A 15,472-nucleotide genomic window follows, 5' to 3' on the forward strand; every position below is an offset into this window, starting at 1 on the left:
TCAGCCGGTTCCGACTGGTGCGCGAGGGGGGAGTTGAACCCCCACTCCGATTAAGGAACACGGACCTGAACCGTGCGCGTCTGCCTATTCCGCCACTCGCGCGTGGACCTTCGCAGCGACCCTGGAGGGTCGTCGCGAAAAGCAACGCTGTTGATTGTACCCAGCCCCCGGCGGCGCTGTCCAATCCGCGCGAGCATGAGCTGCGCCACCCCCGTCCCGGCCCGCACCATCCCGCGCCCAGCGGATCCCCAGGTCCGTCCCGGCACGGGGCGGCGCGGTCTCCTCTATCCTGGGACGAGGCCCGCGAGAGCCCTGCGCCGCGCAGGGCGCCCCCGACGGCGGCCCGGAGCGAGGAGGACTCAATGGGAGTCATCGAGAACATCGAGCGCGGCCTGGAGAAGGCCGTGCGGGGAGTCTTCAGCGCGGGCTCCAAGCACCGCCTGGAGCCCGTGGACCTGGCCAGCCGCCTGCGCGCGGAGATGGACAACAAGGCCTACGCGATCGCCGAGGGCCGCACCATCGCCCCCAACGTCTTCGTCATCGAGTTCTCCGAGACCGACTTCCCCCGCGCCCAGGACTGGGGTCAGGACCTCGCCGAGGAACTGTGCGACGTCGCGATCCGCCACGCCCGCGCCCAGGGCTACACCCTGCGCGGGGCCGTGCGGGTGAGCTTCACCCGGGACCGCACCGGCGAGCTGCGTCCCGGCGAGTTCGTGGTGACCTCCGGGCAGGAGCGCTCCGGGCGCCACCCGCAGGAGGCCTCCCGGGACCGGCGTCGGCCCCGCCCGGCCGCCGCGCGCCCCCGCGAGGACGGGACGCGCACCGCGTCCTCGGATCAGGGCCAGTACCGGCGTCGCGCCCCGCAGGCCCCCGACGCCGGGGCGCCCATCCCCGCGGAGGCAGCCCCCGCCGCCGCGGCCGCGGCCGCGGCAGGCTCCCTGCCCACCGGCTCCTCGCGCATCGCCCCGCGGGTGCCCAGCTCTCGGCGGGGTGCCGCCCGGGCCCAGGCCGCCGCTGCCGAGGGGCGCTCCGGTGCCGGTGCGGTGCGGCACCCGGAGGCGGCGCCCCGACCGCAGCCCGTCCTGGACATCAACGGGCAGCGCTTCACCCTGCGGGCCCCGTCGGTCGTCCTGGGCCGCTCCTCCGCGGCGGACATCACCGTGGAGGACACCGGGGTCTCCCGGCGCCACCTGGAGATCCTCCACCAGGACGGGGTCTACCTCGCCGTGGACCTCGGCTCCACCAACGGCTCGACCGTGGACGGGGAGCGGCTGCGGGGGCGACGGGAGCTCACGGACGGGTCCGTCATTACAATGGGCAGGACCACGATCGTCTTCCGTCTGCTGACCCCGAGGAGTGGCACCGCATGGCCTCAGAGCTGACCGTCACTCTGCTGCGCTTCGGGTTCCTGGCCCTGCTGTGGGTCTTCGTCTTCGTGATCCTCGCGGCTCAGCGGCGGGATCTCGGCGTCGGGCAGGGTGTGCGCTTCACCGCTCTGCCGGGTCGCCGTCGCGCCCGCTCGGCCGAGGCCGCGCCCCCGGCGGAGAGCTCCGCGTCCGCCGGATTCCGCCAGCAGATGCCCCCGGCCCCCCAGCTGCCGGGCCAGCTGGTGATCGTGGACGGCCCGGAGGCCGGGCGGGTCGCGGCCCTCGGGCACGGCCCGGTGCTGCTGGGACGGGCCCCGGACTGCACCGTGACCCTGCAGGATGACTACTGCTCCGGGCACCACGCCCGCCTGTTCCCGCAGGGCTCCCGCTGGTTCCTCGAGGACCTCGGCTCCACCAACGGAACTTTCGTGGGCGATCAGCGCCTGAGCCGCACCGCCCGTCTGGAACCCGGGGAGCCGTTCACCGTGGGGCGCACCGTGCTGGAGCTGAGAGCCTGAGGCCCATGAGCATCGCCTTCCGCTACGCCGCCGCCTCGGACACGGGTCGGGTGCGGTCCAAGAACGACGACTCCGCCTACACGGGGCGCTACCTCGTCGTAGTCGCGGACGGGATGGGCGGGCACGTCGGCGGCAACGTCGCCTCCGCCGCCACCGTGCTGGACCTGACCCCCCTGGACCACCCGGGCTACCACGGCTCCGCCGGAACGTACCTGGCCGATGAGATCCAGACCGCCAACATCATCCTCAACCAGCTGGTGGAGCTGAACCCGCTGCTGGCGGGGATGGGCACCACCTGCACCGCGCTACTGGTGGACGGGGACCAGATCGAGGTCGCCCACATCGGGGACTCCCGGGCGTACCGGCTGCGCGGGGAGGACTTCGAGCAGGTCACCACGGACCACACCTTCGTGCAGCGCCTCGTGGAGGAGGGCCGCATCCGCCCGGAGGAGGCCGAGCACCACCCTCACAAGAACGTGGTCATGCGGGTCCTCGGGGACACCGACGCCTCCCCCGAGCTGGAGCTGCTGCGGGTGGACGCCGTCCCGGGGGACCGGTGGCTGCTGTGCTCGGACGGGCTCTCCGGCGTCGTGCCGGAGGAGGAGATCCGCGCGGCCCTAGCCGGCGGCGAGGACCTGGACCGGATCTGCCGCACCCTGATCGAGCGGACCCTGGACGGCGGCGCCCCGGACAACGTGACCGTGGCGATCGTGGAGGTCATCCCGGACCCGGATGCCACGCAGCCCACGACCAGCCGCCTGCCCGCCCAGGATGCCCCGGCGCTGCCCACCGCGACCACCCGCACCCTGCGTTCCAGCCCGCCCGTGGACGCGGACCGGCGGGCTCCGGACTCGCCCGCCGAGGACGCCGCGACCGACACCGCCCGTCCGCCGGCCGAGCAGCCGGTCGAGCACTCGGGCGAGCAGCCGAGCGGGGACCCCGCCGAGCGCGAGGACCCGGAGACCGCGGAAGAGACCCCCGACACCGACGCGCAGCAGGCCGATGCCCAGCCCGGCGGACCCGAGCAGGCCCGGCCCCTGCGCCGGGTGGCCCCGTGGCGTCGTCGCCTGCCCCGCGAGCACGGAGCGATGGTCCGGCACACCCTGCGCCACGGCGCGTGGCAGGGCGACTCCTTCTCCGACGGCGTGCTCAACGCCATGACCCAACGCTCCGGGATGGACCTGGAGGATGCCGGCACCCAGGAGCTCAGCTCCGCCTCGGCGCTGCGCACCGAGCTGGCCGAGCGCCCGCACGTGCTGGTGGGAGCGGCCTCGGAGGCCACCCGCACCGGTGCGATCCCCGCCGTCGCGGAGGTGACCGTGCAGCGTCGGGCCAGCCTGGCCCAGGCCACCGCGGCCGCCCCGGGTGAGGAGCTGCCGGAGGGACTCGTGGAGGAGACCCCCTCCCGACGCCGCTGGGTGCTGCCCCTGTTCATCGCCGCCTTCGCTCTGGTGCTGGTGGTGGGGGCGGCGTGGGCCGTGCTGCACTGGGTCAGCCAGCAGTACTACGTCGGCGAGTCCGAGGGCCACGTCGCGGTGTACCGCGGCGTGGATCAGTCCCTGGGCCCGATCCACCTGGACGACCTCGAGCAGCGCAGCGACGTGCTGGTCGCGGATCTGCCGGACTACGACCAGTCCCGGGTGCGCGCGGGCATCGCCGCCAGCTCCCGCGCGGAGGCGGATCAGATCGTGGGGGACCTGCGGCAGGAGGCCTCCGGTGCCGCGAAGCCCTCCGCCTCCCCCGCCCCGCAGGGCACGGTCTCCACCGCGCCCTCGTCCCCTTCCTCCTCCGCCAGCCCCTCCCGGACGGACGGTGAGCGCCCGTGAACGCGATGACCGCAGCCCCGAGCCCCCGCGCGGGCGAAGATCCGGACTCCGGCACCCCCTCGCGTCCGCCGCGCCCGCGGCGGCTGATCGAGCTGCTCCTGCTGGTGCTCTCCTGGGTCATCGGCATCGGCGGGATGTGCCTGGTGGACCTGGAGCTGGCCGAGTCCCTGGACCATCGCATCGTCTCGGCCGCCTTCGTGCTGATGGTCGGCTCCCTGGTGATCCACGTGATCCTGCACGCCAAGGCCAAGTACGCGGATCCGTTCATCCTCCCCATCGCGGTCGCGCTGAACGGCATCGGGCTGGCCCTGATCTACCGGGTGGGCCTGACCACCTCCGCCCAGGTGATCGGATCCCAGACGGTGTGGTCCGGGCTGGGGATGGTGGTCTGCGCGGGCACGGTGTGGTTCCTCACCGATCATCGGGTGCTGCGCCGGATCACCTACATCTGCCTGGCGGCCTCCGTGGTGCTGCTCCTGCTGCCCCTGGTGCCGGGGCTGGGGCAGGAGATCAACGGGGCGCGCATCTGGATCTCCCTGGGCGGGCGCACCTTCCAGCCGGGGGAGATCGCCAAGATCACCCTGGCCGTGTTCTTCGCCGGGTACCTCTCCGCCAACCGGGACCTGCTGCTGCTGGCCGGTCGGCGCATCGGCCCGGTGCGCCTGCCCCGGTTCCGGGACTTCGCGCCGATGCTCGTGGCCTGGCTGGTCAGCATCGGGGTGCTGGTCATGCAGCACGATCTGGGCTCCGCGATCCTGTTCTTCGGGCTGTTCCTGGTGATGCTGTACCTGGCCACGAACTCCCTGACGTGGGTCGGCATCGGGCTGGTGCTGGTGGCCGTGGGCGGGGTCTTCGCCTACCGGACCATGGGCCACGTGACCGTGCGCATCGACTCCTGGGTGCACGCCTTCGACCCGGAGGTGTACAACCGGGAGTTCGGCGGCTCCAGCCAGGTGGTCCAGGGCCTGTTCGGCCTGGCCTCGGGCGGGCTGTTCGGGCGCGGCCTGGGCAACGGTCGCCCGGACCTGGTGCCCTTCGCCAACTCGGACATGATCGTCTCCCTCATCGGGGAGGAGCTGGGCCTGCTCGGGCTGGGCGCGGTGCTCATGCTGTTCTTCCTGCTGGCCACCCGCGGGCTGCGCGCGGCTCTGGGCACCCCGGACACCTTCGGGAAGCTGCTGGCGGCGGGGCTGTCCGCGGTCATGGTGCTGCAGCTGTTCGTCGTCGTCGGCGGGGTCTCCAGACTGATCCCCCTGACCGGGCTGACCACCCCGTTCATGTCCGCCGGCGGCTCCTCGCTGCTGGCCAACTGGGTGATCGTGGGCCTGCTGTTGGCGATCTCCCACTCCGCCCGCGCCCCGCGGGTGGTCGACGACGCCGCCGAGCCGACGTCGGAGGAGCCGGGACGCCCCGCCGCCCCCGCCGAGGAGCTCGGGGCCACCGCGGCGATCTCCCACCTGGGCCGGTCCCGCGCAGACTCCCACGGCGCCGCCCCCACCACCTCCCCGCAACCGGATGGAGACCGTCGATGAACCAAGCGATCCGCCGCACCTGGCTGGCCGTGGCCGGGGTGTTCGTGCTGCTGCTGGGCTCCCTGACCTACGTCCAGTTCTTCGACGCCGACTCCCTGGAGGCCAGCGCCTGGAACTCCCGGCGCCTGTATGACGAGTACGGCTCCGCCCGCGGCCCGATCCTCGTCGGGGGGCAGGAGATCGCCTCCTCCCAGCCATCCAAGGACGGCTTCAACTACCAGCGGGTCTATGCCGACTCCGAGACCTACTCGGATGTCACCGGCTACTTCTCCCTGGTGTACGGCGCCACCGGGATCGAGCAGGCCATGGACCAGGAGCTGTCCGGAGACTCGGACTCCCAGTTCTACGACCGCATCTCCCGGATCTTCTCCGGACAGCAGGCCCGGGGCGCCTCCGTGGAGCTGACCCTGGACGCCAAGCTGCAGAAGCTGTCCACGCAGCTGCTGCAGGGCCACCGCGGGGCGATCGTGGCGATGGAGCCGAAGACCGGGAAGATCCTCGCGATGGCCTCCAGCCCCTCCTACGACGCCAACGCGCTGTCCTCCCACGATTCCAAGTCCACGATCGCCGCGTACAACGAGCTCAACGGGAACCCGGACAAGCCCCTGGCCAACCGGGCGATCGGCGGGGACCTGTACGCCCCCGGGTCCACGTTCAAGATCATCGACGCCGCCGCCGCCTTGGAGTCCGGGGAGTACGACAAGGACTCGGTGATCCCCAACCCGCAGAACCTGACCCTGCCGGATTCCACCACGACCCTGCCCAACTACGTCAACGGCCAGTGCCACACCCGCTCGGAGGCGACCATCGAGTGGGCGCTGGCGCAGTCCTGCAACGTGCCCTTCGCCCAGATCGGCATGAAGCTGGGCCAGCAGCGGATGCAGGAGGCCGCGGAGAAGTTCGGCTACGGCCAGCAGCTGGGCATCCCGCAGGAGGTCACCTCCTCGACGTTCCCGCAGAACATGAACGGCTCCCAGCTGGCGATGGCCTCGATCGGGCAGTACGACGTGCGCACCACCCCGCTGCAGGTCGCGATGATGTCCTCGGCGATCGCCAACGACGGCGTGCAGATGAAGCCGACCCTGGTCAGCAAGGTCCGCTCCTCCAGCCTGTCCACCCTGTACGACTTCAAGGCCCAGCAGCTGCGCCGCTCCACGACGGCTCCGGTGGCCCAGCAGATCAAGGAGTGGATGGTCAACGACGTGGACGACGGCATCGCCTCCGGGGCCAAGGTCCCCGGGGTGGAGGTGGCCGGGAAGACGGGCACCGCGGAGACCGGACAGGACGGGCTCAACGACGCCTGGTTCACCGGCTTCGCTCCGGCCGACGATCCCCAGGTTGCGGTTGCTATTGTCTATGAAGACGTAGATGCGACGACGGGCGCGCAGCTGACCTCGCCCGGCGCACAGAAGATCTTTGAGGCGGTGTTGGACAAGTGAGGCCCTCATCATCCACGACCCTGGGTGGTCGCTACGGGCTGACCGAGCGCATCGCCGTGGGCGGCATGGGCGAGGTCTGGAAGGCCAAGGACAAGGTCCTCGGCCGGACCGTCGCCGTGAAGATCCTCAAAGAGGAATACACCGGGGATCCGGGCTTCCTGGAGCGCTTCCGCGCCGAGGCCCGGCACACCGCCCTGCTGAACCACCCCGGCGTCGCCAACGTCTTCGACTACGGCGAGGAGGACGGCTCCGCGTACCTGGTCATGGAGCTGGTTCCGGGCGAGCCGCTGTCCAACATCATCGAGCGGGAGAAGACCCTCCCGGCGGATCGGGTGCTGAACATCATCGCCCAGACCGCCCGCGCCCTGGCCGCGGCCCACGCGCAGGGCCTGGTGCACCGGGACGTGAAGCCCGGCAACATCCTCATCACCCCGGACAACCGCATCAAGGTCACGGACTTCGGCATCGCCCGCCTGGCCGACCAGGTCCCGCTGACCGCCACCGGCCAGGTCATGGGCACCGCCCAGTACCTCGCCCCGGAGCAGGCCACCGGCCAGACCGCCACCGCCGCCTCGGACCTGTACTCCCTGGGCGTCATCGGCTACGAGTGCCTGGCCGGCAAGCGCCCCTTCACCGGGGAGTCCCAGATCGCCATCGCCCTGGCCCAAGTGAACGATCCGCCGCCGCCGCTGCCCAAGACGGTGCCGGTCCCGGCGCAGGCGCTGATCATGTGCCTGCTGTCCAAGGACCCCGCGCAGCGCCCGGAGAACGCGACCACCCTGGCCAGCGCCGTGGACTCGATCCGCCGCAACGACCTGCGGGCGGCCGTGAAGTCCGTGCCGGGGCTCGCCCCGTACCTGGACCTGGGCTCCGAGGATCCCACCCAGGCGATGACGGCCCCCACCGAGGCCCTCGGGGACGCCCCCACCCGCACCTTCGGGTCCGGGGCCGCGGCCGGTGCCGCGACCCATCCGAGCACCGCCTCCCTGCCGGCGGTGGATCAGCAGCCGCGCTCCCTGGAGTACCAGGGCGGCTACGACGGTCCCGGCTCGACGGCCTCCGGCAAGGACGGGAAGCGACGGGGGCCCTGGCGGTGGCTCGTGCCCCTGCTGGTGCTGATCGTCGCGATCGCCGTCGGCGTGGCCCTGCTGCTGACCAACGGGGCCAGCGGCGACGACGACCCGGGCACCCAGCCCACCCAGGGCACGGTCACCTCCGCCTCCGCCGAGCCCACCCAGGCCCAGGAGAGCAGCTCGGGGCAGCAGACCGTGCAGGTGCGCTCCTCGGACTACGAGGGCCGCAAGCTCGACGTCGTCGTCTCGGAGCTGTCCGGGAAGGGGCTGAGCGTGAAGTCCTCCGGCCAGCGCTCCGACCAGGACGCCAACACGGTGCTCAGCGTCTCCCCCGAGGGCCAGCTGGCGGTGGGCTCGGACGTGACCGTCACCTACTCCACCGGACCCGGCTCGGTGACCCTGCCCTCCAGCATGGAGGGCCGGGACGCGGACACCGTGATCGATGAGATCACCTCCGAGGGGGTCAACGTGACCCGCCACGACGAGGCTTCGGACAGCGTGGGCTCCGGCAAGGTCATCCGCACCAGCCCGTCGGCGGGCAGCACCGTGGAGGTGGGCTCGAGCGTGGACGTGTACGTCTCCACCGGCTCCTCCTCCCGGGACTCCGGCGGCTCGGATCAGGACTCCGGCTCCGACCAGCGTTCCACCTCCCCCTCGGCCTCCCCGAGCCCGACCCCCACCGAGCAGGCCTCCCAGGACACTGACGGATGATGCACCCATGAACCAGCGCGTTCCCCGCATTCTCGATTCCCGCTACGAGCTGCACGACGTCATCGGCTCCGGGGGGATGGCCACCGTCTACGCCGCCGAGGACACGCGCCTGGGCCGGCAGGTGGCCATCAAGGTGCTGCGCCCCGAGCACGCGAAGGACCCGACCTTCCGTGCCCGCTTCCAGCGGGAGGCGGAGGCCGTGGCCTCCCTGAACCACCCGTGCATCGTCGCCGTGTACGACACCGGGGCCTTCGCCCCGCTGGACGAGGAGTCCCGGGATGACGGGGATCCCCAGGCCACCGCTCCCATGCCGGCGCTGAAGCCCGAGCTGGAGGGCGACCCGACCGTCGCCCTGGATGCCGGGGACGGGGCCGAGCAGGTCCCGTACATCGTCATGGAGCGCCTGCGGGGAACGACGCTGAAGGACCTGCTGGCCGAGCAGGGCGAGCTGAGCCTGGATGACGCCGTGAGCTACGCCGAGGACATCCTGGATGCGCTGGCCTACAGCCACGAGCACGGGGTGATCCACCGGGACATCAAGCCGGCCAACGTCATGGTCCTGGACCGGGACGAGGAGGATGAGTCCCTCGGGCGGCCCTCCCGCATCAAGGTCATGGACTTCGGGATCGCCCGCGCCCTCACGGAGACGGCGACCCCGCTGACCGAGACGCACACGATCATGGGCACCGCCCGGTACATCGCCCCCGAGCAGGCCCGCGGCGCCGTCGTGGACGCGCGCACGGACCTGTACTCAGTGGGCGTGGTGCTGTACCAGATGCTCGCCGGGCGCCCGCCCTTCGACGGGACCACCAGCGTGGAGGTGGCCGGCCAGCACCTGACGGAGCGGCCCGAGCTGCCCAGCACCCACCGCCCCGAGGTCTCCGAGGCCCTGGACGAGGTGGTGCTCACGGCCCTGCAGAAGACCCGCGCGGATCGCTTCCAGTCCGCCGAGGACTTCCGCTGGGCCCTGGACAACGCGGCCCGCGGACTGGTGGTGCGCGCCCCGGGCGCCTCCGCCGACGCCGCCGGGGCCCACGGCGCCGGGGCCGGTGCGGCCGCCGCGGGGCTCGCCGCGGCCGCGGCCTACGGCGGTCGAGCCCACGATCAGACCGCCGGCGGGTACGGCCCGGACAGCACCAGCATGGAGACCGTGGACGACCCGTACACCACCGCCACCGGCGAGCAGCCGCAGCTGGAGGAGGCCGGGGTCTCCGGGTTCTTCCCGCAGGCCCAGGACGAGTACTCCGAGGACGAGCTGTACGAGAACGAGCGCAACGAGGCCGTGGCCGCGAAGCGCCGACGTCGTGCGGCATGGAAGAACACCATCCTCGGACTGGTGATCCTGCTGCTGGCGGCCACCGCGGCCGGGGCCTGGCTGTACTACAGCCACGAGCTGAACAAGCCCGTGTACGTGGACGTCCCGGCGGTGCGCAACGTCGCCCAGGACCAGGCCGAGGAGTCCCTGCGCAACGAGGGCCTGAAGGTCACGGTCAAGAAGGAGTACGACGACTCCATCCCCTCCGGCTCCGCGATCAAGACGGACCCGCGGGAGGGCACGCAGGTGGAGAAGGACTCCACCGTCACCCTGGTCGTCTCCGAGGGCCCGGCGAACCTGACGATCCCGACGGACTTCGCCGGGCAGTCCGAGGCGTACGTGCGCTCCCAGCTGGAGAAGATGGGGCTGGTGGCCGGGTCCACGAAGACCGTGCACCATCCGTCCATCCCGGCCGGCATGGTCGTGGACACGGATCCGGCGCAGGGGCAGCAGGTGGCCAACGGATCCACCGTGAACCTCGTGCTCTCCGACGGCAAGGTGGCGGTGCCGCAGCTGGTGGGGCTGACCCGCGATCAGGCGGTCGCGGCCCTGACGGACAAGGACGTGCTGCTGAGCACCCAGATCGAGACGGAGCACTCCAGCCAGCCGGCCGGCACGGTGATCAGGCAGTCCGCCGCCGCCGAGACCGCGGTGGCCCAGGGCTCCACGATCACGATCACCGTCTCCCAGGGCCCGGCGGGCACCACCCGCACGGCCTCCCCGACGCCGTCGGCCTCGGCCTCCGCTGCAGAGGAGAGCACCGAAGAGGATTCCTCCGAGGACCGCAGCCCGGCCGGGGACGCCGCCCCCACCGCGAGCGCGACCCCCAGCCCGAGCGCCAGCCGCCGCGGCTGAGCCCCGCGGGACCGGGAACCGCCGGTCCAGCATCGATACGACGATGGGCCCGCCCCTCCTTCCGGGAGGGGCGGGCCCATCGTCGTCGGGTCCCGGTCTCGTCTGGTCCGGGCGGCGTCGGTCCGGCGGGTCAGGAGGCCAGCAGCGGGGACATGCCGCGGGCGCGGCCCGCCGCCCCGTGCAGCCCCGTCATCTCCAGCCAGTTGCCGACCATGAGGTAGCCGTCCTCGGTGAGCACGGACTCGGGGTGGAACTGCACCCCGTGGATCGGGGCGGTGCGGTGGGCGACCCCCATGATGATCCCGGATTCGGTCTGCGCGGTCGCGCGCAGCTGCTCCGGCAGGGTGCCGTCCTGGATGGCCAGGGAGTGGTAGCGGGTCGCGGTGAAGGGCATCCGCACCCCGGAGAACACCCCGGTGCCGTCGTGGGTGAGCACGGAGGTCTTGCCGTGCATCAGCTCCGGGGAGTGCGAGACGGTGCCTCCGTAGGCCTCCGCGATGGCCTGGTGGCCCAGGCACACCCCGAACAGCGGGGTCCCGGTCTGCTCGGCCCAGGGGATCAGGTCCATGCTGACCCCGGCCTCCGCGGGGGCGCCGGGCCCGGGGGAGAGCAGGACGCCGTCGTGCTCGGCGGCCAGGGCGCGGGCCTCGTCGGGGCTCAGCGCGTCGTTGCGGATCACGGTGGTCTCGGCGCCGAACTGCTGGACGTAGCCGACGAGGGTGAAGACGAAGCTGTCGTAGTTGTCCACGACGAGGATCCGGATGCTCACGGGTTCCTCCTGGGTCGGGGTGCGATGGGCGGGCGCCCGGCGGGCGGGTCAGGCGCCGTCGGGCTGGTCCACGGTGACGTCCGGGCTGAGCGGGCTGTACTCGGCCAGCCACGGGAAGACCCACTGCATCAGCGCGAGGACGACCGCCAGGATCAACAGTATCGCGAGCAGGATGCGCACCCACAGGGGTCCGGGCAGGTGGCGGAAGATCCAGGCGTACATCTAGCGCTCCTCGGCGAGGTGGTGGGCGATCTCCTGCGGCGGGCCGGCGGAGGCGGGCTGCCAGCGCTCCAGCACCGCGTAGACGATGAACCGCTCGGTGCTGCCGAAGCGGGGGTTGCAGCTGGTCAGGGTCAGCAGGCGGTCCGCCGGCTCCTTCCCGGGCTCGCCCGGTACGGGGGCGATCACGGAGGCGTCCGAGGGCAGCACGATCTCCCGGTTGCGCACGGCGTAGGTGTAGTACCCGTCCGCGGTGCGCACGTAGATGCGGTCCGCGGGGCTCAGCTCGTCGATGCGGTCCAGCACCTTCCCGTTGGTCTGCCGGTGCCCGGCCACGGCCACGTTGCCCACCGCCCCGGGCATGGCCGAGGAGTCATAGTGGCCCAGGCCCAGGGTGTCCAGCACGTCCTGGGAGGTGCCCTGCACCAGGGGGCGCTCGTAGTCCTCGCCGAAGCGGGGGATGTAGACGATGCCGAAGGGCTGCCCGTGGGCCGGGGCCTTCCCGACGACGGGCTCGCCCCAGTCCTTCTGCGCGTCCGGCTGCGGGGTGGTGGGGCCGCTGAACTGCTCGTTCAGCCGCTGCACGGCCTGCGCCTGGGCGCGGTCGGCGTCGATGTTGGTCCACCACAGCTGCCAGCCGACGAACAGCAGCAGCACCAGGCCCAGGGTGATCAGCAGCTCCCCGAGGATCTGCACGGTCCAGCCGACGACGCCGCGCGGGGCCCGCGGGGCGGCGGGACGGCGTCGGGAGGTCATGCGGCTCCTTTCCTGGGGCGCGGTACGCATCGGCGCCCCCGGCGGCATCGGACGATGCGGTGGGTCCGCCCCGGTCGTGCGCCCGGGGCGGGGCCCGCGGGCGAGCCCGGTGCGGGTGCCCGCTCGGCTAGACTCGGGGCAGAGACGGGCGGGACGCTCCGCACGCACGGTCGCGCCCCTACGCCCCACCAGATTACCGTGCGCCGCGCCGTCGCCATCGGCCCGGCGCGTGATGCCCAGGAGGATCCGTGGCCCGACGCAAGAAGAAGCACGTCCCCGAGATGATCCCGGAGGAGGAGACCGCGGGATCGTCGTCCGCGGCCGAGGCCGAGCCCAGCGTCGACGAGCCCGCCGCCGGGGGGAAGAGCGGGAAGAAGACGATGACCGTGGCCGAGGAGCTCGAGGAGGAGCGCCTGCGGCGGATCGCGGAGGAGATGACCGCGAACGTCGGGGAGGTCTCGCGCACCCCCACCTGGTACCTGGCCCTGATGTTCGGGTTCATGGTCATCGGGCTGCTGTGGCTGATCACCTTCTACATCACCGAGACCGTGTACCCGGTGCCCGGCATCGGGTACTGGAACATCGGCATCGGGGTGGGGCTGATGATGATCGGGCTGATCATGACCACCAGGTGGCGCTGAGTGCCCGCCGAGCACCCTGAGCGGGCATCGGCCTCGGAACCCGAGGAGGAGCCCGCTGGGCCGGAGAGCGGGGAGCGCCCGAGCCCGGGCTGGAAGGGTCGCGACGGCTCCCGACGGGCCCGGAAGCGGGCCGACGGCCCGGTGGGCGAGCTGTCCGATCCCACCCCCGGCGGGGAGTCCGCGGCCCGCGCGAGCACCGGGGCGCATCAGCGGGTGCCCGAGGACCGTCCGGACATCCGCGCGGCGAAGCTGGAGACGCGTGTGCGCCGGTGGGCCCTGGCGCTGCTGATCGCGGTGCCGGCGGTGTGGTTCCTGGTGCAGAAGCTGACCTGAGGCGACGGCCGGCCGCCGGCTCCCGGCTCAGGCGCCGATGAAGCGGGTGATCCCGGCGTCGGCGGCCAGGTACAGCGGCACCAGCCAGGCCACGAGGATCTGCGCCACCGGGTATCGGCGGCGCCATCCCAGCAGGCTCGCCCCGACGGCGACGAGCACCGTGACACCGGCGCACACCACGGCGACCGGTCGCGGATCCAGCAGTACCAGCACGGGCAGGGGCAGCTTGGCCAGCAGCACCGCGCCGATGCCGCACACCACCCCGATGATGCCCAGACCCAGGGTGCGCCGCGCGAGGGTCTGCGCCCGCGGATCGGGCGGGGTCTGCGGGGCGGTCTCCCGCCGGTCCCGGACCGCCGGGTCCGCCTGGTCGGGGTGTGACTGCTCAAGATGGGACCGCTCGGGGCGCTGCGAGGCGGCCTCTCGACGTCGGGCCGCGGCCGCGCGCAGGGGCAGCGCGATCAGCCCCAGCAGGACGAGGCCGAGCAGGCCCCAGCAGATCAGGACGGCGAGGTTCAGCCGCAGCGGGGCGCCGAGGATCCACCCGCGCACGGCGTAGACCCCGACGAACAGGACCATGGCCTGCAGCACCACGGGCAGCAGACCGCGCAGCAGCTCGGCGCGTCGGCGCTGACCCGGGGAGATCCCCAGGTTCCAGGCGTAGCCGGCGGCCGGGCCCAGCACCCGGGCCGGGTCCCCTCCGGCGGCCCGATCCCGCGCCGTCGACAGCTCCGCGGCGATGCGCTGGGGCGCCACCCGGGAATCGCGCAGGGTCAGGACGAACTCATCCGTCCACTCCCGATGCCGTGCCGTCCAGTCCTTCAGCGTGCTCACGCCGGCACCCTACCGCACCCGCCCCTATGTCCCGCACCGTCCCGACCGCCGCACCCTTCGACGCGGGGAGGCGACTTGGGAGCCCTCCGGTGTTTCGGGAGCACTCCCAGCGCTCCCGAAACACCCCGCGGCTCCCGAAACAGGGGGTGCGGCGGGGCGGCATGCGGGGAGCGGTGTCGGGCGTGGGCGACGATGCGGGCGGATGGGTGCGCGGCGTGGTTCAGCGCGGTGGGAAGATCGGCTGCATCCGGGCCACCCGGCGTCGGACCCGGTCCAGGTCCAGGGGTGGCAGCCCCAGGCGCAGCTGCTGGGCCAGCAGGCAGTGCGCCAGCTCCACGAGGAAGTCCCGCGGCCCGCGGGACTGCTCGTGCCAGCCCGTGCGCCGGATCAGCCACCCGACGTTCTGGATGCGCTTCTCCCGCTCCCTCTCGGCGATCAGCACCTCCTGGGTGGGACCGTAGTCTGTGTACTTGATCCGCCCGTCCACCTCCACGGCCACCCTCAGCTGCGGCCATCCCAGATCCAGGAAGCTGCGCCCCTGGGAGGTGCGCACCTCGATCTGCAGCTCGGGCTCCGGCAAGCCCGCCTCCCGGAGGCGCCAGCGCGTCAGGGTCTCCGCCGGGGAACCGGCCCGCGCATCCGCCGCGCTCACCGCGAGCAGAGCCTGCTGGTTGCCGTGGGTGCCGGGACTCGTGCGCAGCAGATGCGCCAGCCGCGCCAGGTCGACGCGGCGCGCAGCCAGGTGATCCAGTACCACCAGGGCGTCGAGCATCGGCAGGGTGCGGGCGCAGGCCAGGGCCGTCTGCTCCAGGGAGGTGGCCGGCAGATCCAGGTCGGTGCGCACCCGGTGCCTCGCGACGTCGGGAAGCCGGTGGGTGCGCAGGCTCCGATGCCGGTATCCGGGCTTGGGGTCCCCGGCCAGGTGCAGCTCTTGGGGCACGCGCAGCAGGGAGATGCCGTACGCCAGCGCCGCCGAGGTGTGGGAGTAGATGATGCGGGCGCCGGTCTTGGCGTGGAAGGCGTAGTGGATCGCGAGGGCCCTCTGCTGCGGGATGAGCTCCTCCCACAGCTGCGTGGGGATGTAGCAGGCGGGCCACAGGCGCGTCAGCCGCCCGGCGGCCACGGCGGCGCGCAGCGCGGAGGCGGGGGTCCCGAGGGCTCGCGCCTGGGCGGCGGTGCGGATGTCCTCGGCGGTGACGATGCGAGAGGGGTCCATGAGGACACCCTCCCCGCTCATCGGGTCGAGCGCACCCGCCGGCGGGGCGGCTGTGGATAACCCGCGCC

Annotated in this window: 14 protein-coding genes and 1 tRNA gene; 9 read left to right on the forward strand and 6 right to left on the reverse strand. The window is 72.6% G+C overall.

Annotated elements, in window-relative coordinates; genetic code table 11:
- Positions 1–15: 15 nt before the first annotated feature.
- Positions 16–102 (reverse strand) — tRNA-Leu (locus AC0VXQ_RS10075).
- Between the two features lie 260 nt (positions 103–362).
- On the opposite strand from AC0VXQ_RS10075, the gene AC0VXQ_RS10080 reads away from it, so the two are divergent.
- The 7 genes from AC0VXQ_RS10080 to pknB are packed head-to-tail and all read left to right on the forward strand — an operon-like array spanning position 363 to position 10,636.
- Complete coding sequence (locus tag AC0VXQ_RS10080; protein ID WP_058731031.1) at positions 363–1,382, forward strand: FhaA domain-containing protein; 1,020 nt, start codon at positions 363–365, stop codon at positions 1,380–1,382.
- Positions 1,367–1,885 (forward strand): FHA domain-containing protein FhaB/FipA, encoded by a 519-nt coding sequence (locus tag AC0VXQ_RS10085; RefSeq protein WP_064725861.1) that lies wholly within the window; start codon positions 1,367–1,369, stop codon positions 1,883–1,885. Before AC0VXQ_RS10080 ends, AC0VXQ_RS10085 begins: the two co-directional genes overlap by 16 nt.
- 5 nt (positions 1,886–1,890) lie before the next feature.
- Positions 1,891–3,711: a protein phosphatase 2C domain-containing protein gene (locus AC0VXQ_RS10090; protein WP_475528620.1), complete on the forward strand. Its 1,821-nt coding sequence runs from the start codon at positions 1,891–1,893 to the stop codon at positions 3,709–3,711.
- 5 nt (positions 3,712–3,716) lie between these two features.
- Entirely contained in the window at positions 3,717–5,243 is a 1,527-nt protein-coding gene (locus AC0VXQ_RS10095) for an FtsW/RodA/SpoVE family cell cycle protein (protein WP_475528622.1), read from the forward strand.
- Positions 5,240–6,682 (forward strand): peptidoglycan D,D-transpeptidase FtsI family protein, encoded by a 1,443-nt coding sequence (locus AC0VXQ_RS10100; RefSeq protein ID WP_129358009.1) that lies wholly within the window; start codon positions 5,240–5,242, stop codon positions 6,680–6,682. Before AC0VXQ_RS10095 ends, AC0VXQ_RS10100 begins: the two co-directional genes overlap by 4 nt.
- A complete protein-coding gene (locus AC0VXQ_RS10105) occupies positions 6,679–8,466 on the forward strand; it encodes a protein kinase domain-containing protein (protein WP_224799557.1) in 1,788 nt (595 codons plus the stop codon). The genes AC0VXQ_RS10100 and AC0VXQ_RS10105 overlap by 4 nt, the downstream gene beginning before the upstream one ends.
- Before the next feature lie 7 nt (positions 8,467–8,473).
- A complete protein-coding gene (gene pknB / locus AC0VXQ_RS10110) occupies positions 8,474–10,636 on the forward strand; it encodes a Stk1 family PASTA domain-containing Ser/Thr kinase (protein ID WP_475528625.1) in 2,163 nt (720 codons plus the stop codon).
- A gap of 130 nt (positions 10,637–10,766) precedes the next feature.
- On the opposite strand, the gene AC0VXQ_RS10115 is transcribed toward pknB, so the two are convergent.
- The 3 genes from AC0VXQ_RS10115 to AC0VXQ_RS10125 are packed head-to-tail and all read right to left on the reverse strand — an operon-like array spanning position 10,767 to position 12,380.
- Positions 10,767–11,405 (reverse strand): anthranilate synthase component II, encoded by a 639-nt coding sequence (locus AC0VXQ_RS10115; RefSeq protein ID WP_061225186.1) that lies wholly within the window; start codon positions 11,403–11,405, stop codon positions 10,767–10,769.
- 48 nt (positions 11,406–11,453) lie between these two features.
- The gene (locus AC0VXQ_RS10120; RefSeq protein WP_165590132.1) at positions 11,454–11,627 is read right to left on the reverse strand and encodes a hypothetical protein; all 174 of its coding nucleotides are present in this window, start codon (positions 11,625–11,627) and stop codon (positions 11,454–11,456) included.
- On the reverse strand, positions 11,628–12,380 hold the full coding sequence (locus AC0VXQ_RS10125; RefSeq protein WP_058731759.1) for a class E sortase: 753 nt from the start codon (positions 12,378–12,380) through the stop codon (positions 11,628–11,630).
- A 248-nt stretch (positions 12,381–12,628) separates the two neighbouring features.
- Here AC0VXQ_RS10125 and AC0VXQ_RS10130 point away from each other — a divergent pair, with 248 nt between their 5' ends.
- Together AC0VXQ_RS10130 and AC0VXQ_RS10135 are read left to right on the forward strand one after the other, a co-directional pair.
- Positions 12,629–13,021, forward strand: coding sequence for a cell division protein CrgA (locus tag AC0VXQ_RS10130; protein WP_061225185.1), 393 nt, complete (start codon positions 12,629–12,631; stop codon positions 13,019–13,021).
- The gene (locus AC0VXQ_RS10135; protein ID WP_058731757.1) at positions 13,022–13,354 is read left to right on the forward strand and encodes a hypothetical protein; all 333 of its coding nucleotides are present in this window, start codon (positions 13,022–13,024) and stop codon (positions 13,352–13,354) included.
- A 27-nt stretch (positions 13,355–13,381) separates the two neighbouring features.
- Here AC0VXQ_RS10135 and AC0VXQ_RS10140 read toward each other — a convergent pair whose 3' ends face one another.
- On the reverse strand, positions 13,382–14,188 hold the full coding sequence (locus AC0VXQ_RS10140) for a hypothetical protein (RefSeq protein WP_058731756.1): 807 nt from the start codon (positions 14,186–14,188) through the stop codon (positions 13,382–13,384).
- A 220-nt stretch (positions 14,189–14,408) separates the two neighbouring features.
- A complete protein-coding gene (locus tag AC0VXQ_RS10145) occupies positions 14,409–15,404 on the reverse strand; it encodes a hypothetical protein (protein WP_061225184.1) in 996 nt (331 codons plus the stop codon).
- Between the last annotated feature and the right edge of the window lie 68 nt (positions 15,405–15,472).

The sequence above is a fragment of the Rothia sp. QJM3NY_36 genome, assembly GCF_056173115.1.